This is a genomic window from Tenebrionibacter intestinalis, from assembly GCF_016632365.1.
GTDB classification, from domain to species: Bacteria; Pseudomonadota; Gammaproteobacteria; order Enterobacterales; family Enterobacteriaceae; genus Tenebrionibacter; species Tenebrionibacter intestinalis.
The window spans coordinates 71,719-78,793 of the sequence record NZ_JAEPBH010000017.1 but is presented as its reverse complement, the minus strand read 5'-3'; the positions used below and the strand labels follow the sequence as shown (position 1 = coordinate 78,793).

Annotated in this window: 4 protein-coding genes and 1 pseudogene; all 5 read right to left on the bottom strand. The window is 59.0% G+C overall.

The window, feature by feature from the left end:
- Positions 1-39 precede the first annotated feature (39 nt).
- The 5 genes and pseudogenes from JJB97_RS08270 to JJB97_RS08250 all read right to left on the bottom strand — a co-directional run bounded on the left by JJB97_RS08270 (position 40) and on the right by JJB97_RS08250 (position 7,074).
- Complete coding sequence (locus JJB97_RS08270) at positions 40-1,668, bottom strand: ShlB/FhaC/HecB family hemolysin secretion/activation protein (protein ID WP_238713557.1); 1,629 nt, start codon at positions 1,666-1,668, stop codon at positions 40-42.
- Between the two features lie 802 nt (positions 1,669-2,470).
- Positions 2,471-3,236: pseudogene (ugpQ, locus tag JJB97_RS08265) on the bottom strand (glycerophosphodiester phosphodiesterase).
- A 429-nt stretch (positions 3,237-3,665) separates the two neighbouring features.
- Positions 3,666-4,463: an SDR family oxidoreductase gene (locus JJB97_RS08260; RefSeq protein ID WP_238713551.1), complete on the bottom strand. Its 798-nt coding sequence runs from the start codon at positions 4,461-4,463 to the stop codon at positions 3,666-3,668.
- A gap of 45 nt (positions 4,464-4,508) precedes the next feature.
- Entirely contained in the window at positions 4,509-6,014 is a 1,506-nt protein-coding gene (locus JJB97_RS08255) for an FGGY family carbohydrate kinase (RefSeq protein ID WP_238713550.1), read from the bottom strand.
- Positions 6,007-7,074 carry an ABC transporter permease gene (locus JJB97_RS08250; protein WP_238713549.1) on the bottom strand — a complete coding sequence of 356 codons (1,068 nt, stop codon included), beginning with the start codon at positions 7,072-7,074 and terminating at the stop codon, positions 6,007-6,009. The genes JJB97_RS08255 and JJB97_RS08250 overlap by 8 nt, the downstream gene beginning before the upstream one ends.
- Position 7,075 lies beyond the last annotated feature (1 nt).

Below are 7,075 nucleotides of genomic sequence, written 5' to 3'. Positions count from 1 at the left end.
AAAGCGCGCAAATGCTGAACGCGCGCCGCCGTTCCCTGTTCAGTAGTTCCAGTTCAGGCTTATGCCCATGGTGACCGGGCTGGTCTGAAAACCGTCGGGTCTGGAAAACGGCACGCCGGCAAAGACGTCATAACCGACGCCGAAGGCGCTGCCCCGCAGGCCCGCCGCCCCGCCGGCCAGGTGGTTGCCGATGCGCATCGTTGCGCCGTTGCCGCCAACTTCGCCGTAATCCGCGCCAAGGTAGAATTCCATGCCGGGCACCGGCGTACTCCAGCCGAGATCGTTACGCACAAACCAGCCGCGCCCGGCGCTGAGCGCGCGTTCGCCGTCAAAGCCCCGTACCGTCCAGCGGTTGCCGATGGAGAACTCCTCCTGCGGCGTAAGCGGCGTGTTGTTAAGCTGGCGGGCGTACTGCACGCTATAGCGCAGACGCTGCTCAAACAGCGTGAATGGCACGTTCAGACTGGCGTCAAGGCGCAAAATTTTACTCAGCGCCGTCGCATCGCCGGTATATTCCTCCGGCGCTTTCTCAGCGCCGAACCACCGGGTGCCGCGCTGCCAGCTTATGCCCGCATCCAGCGTGCTCTGGCCGATATAGTGACGGTGTTGCAGGCCCGCTTTCCAGCCGGCGGTACGCCGGCGCTGCACTTCCACTTCCGTATCGTTGATGAAGTTACGGGACTCACGCGACGTCACGTCAAACGAGAGCGTGGTTTTCTGACTGCCGCTGCGGTGCAGTACGCGGCTTAGCTGGCCGGTCACGCTTTTGCTTTTACCGCTGTAGCGGTAGTCGCCATCAAGCCCCGCCACCGTTTGATGGTAACCGTAGTCGTTCGCCGTCAGGCTAAAAAGCCAGTACCCAAACGGCACGGAATAATGCAACGTCAGGTTTTCATTGCCCTTAACGCCTGCGCCGTTCAGGTCGTGGCTGGCGGAGACATAGAACATATCGCTCAGGGCAAACGGGTTATCAAGATAGAACGTCAGCCCGCCCTGCCAGCGCCCGGTGCCGCTCGTGCCGGAGTCGTCAAGCGACGCGCCCACTCGCCACATGCGCGACTGCCGCCAGCTAAGGGCAATATCGCTTTCACCCGGTTTGTCGGCAGGCAGAATTTCCATCGAGGCCTGCGCCGTGGGCAGGCGCTGTAAGTTTTCCAGCCCCTGCTCAATATCACGTAAATCAAGCACATTGCCTTCATGCGCCGGGAAGGCGCTGTACAGCCACAGCCAGCGCCCGCTGTCGGCGCTTAGCCGCACGTGGCGGGTCATGCCCGGCAGAATAGTCAGTTGTAGCGTGCCGCTCTTAAGATCCTGCGCGGGCGCCAGCACGCGGGTGGTGACGTAACCGCTGGCTATCATGCGGTTTTGCAGCGCGCTCATTAGCCTGTTAATGCCGCTGGTGCCCAGGCATTGCCCCTGGCCCTGGTCGGCAATGCGCCGCAGCGGCAGCCAGCCGGGCAGCGTTTGCGCGCCGGAAAGCGAGACGCGAGTAACAGGGTAGCAGGGCGTTTCGGCGGGAAATTGCAGCTTTGCGCTCAATTTTTCGGGGCCGGAAAGCCGAACGTCAGGCCCGGGCGGCGCCAGACGCTGTTCAAGCGCTTTTTGTTGTTCCTGCTGGTAGTTGAATTGATCGACGCTATCGGCAGCCTGCGCGGCGCCACAAAGCATAAACAAGGCAAAATACGTCTTTAACTGACGCTTATATTTATACATTACGAAAGCACGTCCCTTAAATAGAGGTAAAATGGCTGCTCTTTTCCTTAAGCTATTGCCGATTATGCCTTGTCATTAATAAAATTAAACCGTCACGGAATTTTTCAGAATAAAATAATTTTTATAAGCAATCCCACAGCAATATAGGGATGTCACCGAAAAGAATATAGCGTTTTTACTTTAAAATCCGCAGGTTGTGTTTATTTACTTTTCAGATTGCCATAAGAGATATATTCATGCCGTAAATATATCAGGCTGTGTCCCTTAAACTTCATGTTGCTGGATTAAGGGACACAGGCTGGGGGGCAGTTTTCGGTCTGTTGCCCCGGCACGGTTTACGAGAAAACAGGCCTGTTCCGGCATAGCCGGAGAGTTTTCATAAGTACCCGTAAGTCACGAAAGCGCGTTGTTAAACGCCGGTACGTGCCGCATCGGCGCGAAATGGCAGAGATATAAACCAAGCACTGAGACTGCTGACAAACTCCATCCTGTGGCAGACAGGGAGGTTGAAGGTCAATAAAAATATGTTAAATCAAAGCATTGATTTTCGCCTGCTTACTACAAAGAAGGAAAAACCCCGTTTTTTGCACGCTTTTTTATTTTTTGGCCGATCGCGACCAGGCGCAAAGCCACGCGTTTGTTCGCTTTGCCACAGCCAGACGCGCCCGTAAGGCGCCTGAGAACGTTGCCAGACCCCGTAGAAAAAGCGCAAATCTGAACGCGCGGGCGCTCACGCACGGCCAGGTATTTTTGCCGTTTACCGCCCAACGCCTTTACCACTTTCACGGTCGGTAAAATCCGGCCCGATAATGTCGATACGGTCGGTACAAATAATATCCACGCCCAGCTCAAGCAGCGCCTGCGCGCGGCGCGGCGTATTAACGGTATAGGCCAGGATACGCAGCCCCGCGTTTTTGATTTCCTGCACGCGCGCAGGCGTCAGCAGACGATGGTTAAGATGCAGCGCCACGCAGCCCAGCTCCCGGGCCAGCGCGCGCCAGTCGTCGCGCCATTTATCCAGTAACAGACCGCGCGGCAGCTCTGGCGCAACGCGTTGCGCCGCCGCCAGCGCGCACGCTTCAAACGAGGAAAGGAGCGGTACATCCATGCCCTGCCACAGCGCGCGCGGCAAGCGCGACAGCGGCGCCGGTTTCCTCTTCGGCGCCGGTCGTCGGTTTAATTTCGATATTCGCCAGCATGCCGTAGCGGCGACAGCGCGCCGCGACATCGCTGAGCAGCGCCAGCGGTTCGCCTTTGAATTCGCGCCCAAACCAGCTACCGGCGTCCACGCCGCTTAGCTGCCGCCACGTCAGTTTGCCCGCCACGCCCCAGCCGTCGCTGGTGCGATCCAGCGTATCGTCATGCAACAGAAACGGCTGTCCGTCCTGCGACAGTTTGACGTCGAACTCAATCATTTTGTGGCCGTAGCGCGCGCCGGCATCAATGGCCGCCAGCGTATTTTCCGGCGCCAGCTTACCGCCGCCGCGATGGGCGGCGATTCGGGGGTAGTTCCACTGCTTCACTGTTTTACTCTCGCATCAGGCCTGGCCGACAGCCAGGCAACGGCAATGCCGCTATGATGCAGCAACGGGAAGACGGAGTACAGCAGCAGCCTACGGCGCGGGGGCTGCCCGTATTATCGCCAACTGCGCGGATATCTCCCGTTAAGAATGCAAAAACGCTATTTGGATTCGCTTTTTGATAAACATAAAGACGCAAAACGATGTTTATCCGCCTGAGACCGCTGACAAACCCTATCCTGTCGCGGTCTGGATGGCTGAAAGGCAATAAAAAATAGGGGAAATCAACGCATTGTTTTTCGCCTGCTTACCACAAAGAAAAAAGGAAAAACCCCGTTTTTCCTTCTTTGTCAACAAACTGAAAGGCGAAAATCTACGTTTATCCGCCTTTGTCAGCAGCCTGTGCGGCCCGCCGCGCGGCAAAAAGGCGCGTTAAGACATGATCAATCCGCCATCGACATTAATCGTCTGACCGGTGATATAACGGGCGTCCTCAGAGGCAAGGAACGCCACCAGGCCCGCGACGTCTTCCGGTTTCCCGGCGCGCTTAAGCGGTATGCCTTCCACCCATTCGGCCATCAGTTCGCCTTTGCCGTAGCGTTTTTTATCGCTGCTGAGGATTTCACCCCATACCCGGTCGTTATAGTCCCACATTTCGCTTTCGATAATGCCGGGGCAAAAGGCGTTAACGGTGATATTCCACGGCGCCAGTTCGTGGGCCAGGCTCTGGGTGATGCCGATAACGCCCATTTTGCTGGCGGCATAGTGCGGCGTATAGATAAAGCCCTGTCGCCCCTGGCCGGATGAGGTATTAATCAGGCAACCGCCGTTTTGCTTTACCATATATTTCGCCGCTTCGCGACAGCACAGCCACACGCCGGTGGTATTCACCGCCAGCACTTTTTCAAAATCGGCTTTCGGCATGCTGTCGAAGTAATCGATGGTGATAACGCCCGCGTTCTGGATGGAAATATCAATGACCGAAAATCGTGCCGCCGCCTGTTGGTAAAGCTGCCGCACCTGCTTTTCATCGGTGACGTCGGCCTGAAGCGGCAGGATTTCAACGCCGTAACGCGCCGCAAATTGCCCGGCGGTGTCAAATACCCGCTCTGCATTGGATACCATTACCAGGTTTGCGCCATCGCGTGCGAAACGCTCGGCAATTCCCGCGCCGATACCGCGACACGCGCCGGTAATCACAACCGTTTTTCCGTGAAAATTACGCTGCATTGTTTTCTCCTTACGCCCGCCTCGCCGCAGACCGGCGGGCACATTTCAGTGGGATGCTTTCCAGTGGGCGCGGGCAACCGCGTCGCGCCAGCCGAGATAGTCGCGCTGTAACCGGGCATGGCGCGCCATGTCCGGTTGCCAGGTTTCATGGTCGGGCAAAAGCGCCAGCAGATCGTCGTCGTTTAACCCGCCCAACGCTTTACGCGCCAGCAACCCGGCGCCAAGCGCCGAGAGTTCCGCCGTGGCGCTGCGCGCTACCGGGCAGCCGAGCAAATCAGCCTGAAACTGCATCAACCAGCGGTTGCGCGTGGGGCCGCCGTCCACCATCAGGGTATTGAGTTGAAATTCCGGGTGCGCCTTCATGGCCTCAATGACATCGGCAATCTGGTAGGCAATAGCCTCCAGCGCGGCGCGCACCAGGTGCGCCGGCCCGCTGCCGCGGCTCAGCCCGCAAATGATGCCGCGCGCCTGGTCATCCCACCAGGGGGCGCCGGAACCGGTGAGCGCGGGCACAAAATATACGCCATCGGTGGATGCAATGGATTGCGGCAACCGCTGAAACCACTCAAGACGCTGCGCCTCGTCCAGCGTGCCGTGCCCCATTGCCTGTAGCATCCACGCCAGCCCGTCGCCGGTGTGGGGAATATTGCCTTCCAGACCGTATACCGCGCGCGCGCCGTCGTGCCAGGCTAGCGTGGTGGCGAGTTGCGTAATACGCATATCCGGCGTGGGCAGCGGGGCCATCACCGATGTTCCTGTGCCGTAGGTCGCCTTAATACCGCCCGCGCGCCCCAGCCCGTGGCCATAGAGCGCCGCATGGGAATCGCCCACCATCGCCAGAACGGGGATACCGTCGGCAATGCCGTCTACGCCTTTCGTCACGCCAAAACGCCAGGCCGACGGACAAATTTCCGGCAGCGCCGCGCGCGGGATCCCAAACAGCGCCAGCATGGCGTCGTCCCACTCCAGCGTATGCAGGTTCACAAGCTGCGTACGCGCGGCGTTGGAGTAATCGCAGCGAAACTGCTCGCCGCCGGTCAGGTGCCACAAAAGCCATGCATCGATAGTGCCAAGGCAAATTTCTCCGCGCGCCGCGCGCGCTTGCCCCTGCGGCGTGTTGTCGAGCAGCCAGCGCATTTTCGGGGCTGAAAAGAGCGGTGCGACAGGCAAACCGGTGGTGGAACGAATAATCTCGTTCTGCCTGTCACGACGAAGCTGTTCGCAAAACGGCGCTGCGCGCGAACACTGCCAGCTCAGCGCAGGCGACAGCGGCCTGCCGCCGTCCCGCAACCAGCCGATGGCGGTCTCCCGCTGGTTGCTCACGGCAAGCGCCGCCACATGCCGCGCGCCTGCCTCGTTAATCACCTGGCGCAGCACGGTAAACGACGCCGCAAGCAACGCCTCGCCGTCCTGCTCCACCCAGCCCGGCTTTGGCGTGGCAAGCCTCAGCGGCAATGAGGCCTTTGCCACAACCTCGCCGCGCGCGTCTATCGCCACGGCCTTAACGTTGCTGGTGCCTTCATCGAGCGCAACAATAAGCGGCTTATCCATGACTCACCTCCGAAAGAGGCGCGACGGTCGGCTTCTTTTCATGCCTGCGCAGCAATATCACCTTATTTTGCAGCCGCTGCTGGAACTGATCGATGACGACCGCCGTGACAATCACCACGCCTTTAATCACCATCTGCCAGAAGTCGCTGACGCCCATCATCACCATGCCATCGGCAAGAAACACAATAACAAACGCGCCGATAATCGAACCGGACACCCGCCCACGTCCGCCCGCCAGCGCGGTGCCGCCGAGTACCGTTGCGCCGATGGCGTCCATCTCAAACATGTTGCCGGTCATCGGATGCGCGGTTTGCAACTGTGAGGCCACAATCAGCCCCACCAGCGCGGCGCACAGCCCGGAGAAGGCATAAACAAAAATTTTGACGTTAACAATGGGCACGCCCGCCAGCCGCGCCGCCGGCTCGTTGCCGCCGATGGCGTAGATGTAGCGCCCAAGCGGCGTTTTGCGCGTCAGCCACAGGCCGATAAGCAGGAAGCCCGCCATCAGCCAGATAGGGATATAAACGCCAAACAGCGTACCGGTTCCAGGCAGGGAAAAACCGGTGTTGCCAAGCGCATCAGCGCCGTTGAGGTTGGCGTAGGTGCCGCCGTCGTTAAACAGCAGCGCCGCGCCGCGGGCCACATACATCATGCCAAGGGTGCAGATAAAAGGCGCCACGCCAAGGCGTGTTATCACCGCACCGTTGATAAAACCAATCACAATGCCCACCAGCGCCGCCGCCAGTATCACTTCCGCCACGTTGAGAAACAGCACTTTGTCGCCCCACAGCGGTACGCCGTTGGTCAGCAGCGCGCCGGCCACCATGCCGCAGAACCCGGCGACGGCGCCCACCGACAGGTCAATACCGCCGGTGAGGATCACAAGCGTCATGCCGATGGCCAGCAGTCCGGTGATGGCCACATGCTGAGTCATGATGAGTAAATTGGACGTCGTGAGGAAATTTGGCGCCATTACGCTGAAAAAACCGATGACAATCAGCAGCGCGATAAAGGTTCTGGCCTTCAGCAGAGTCATGTAGAGCATATATTTCTGATTCATT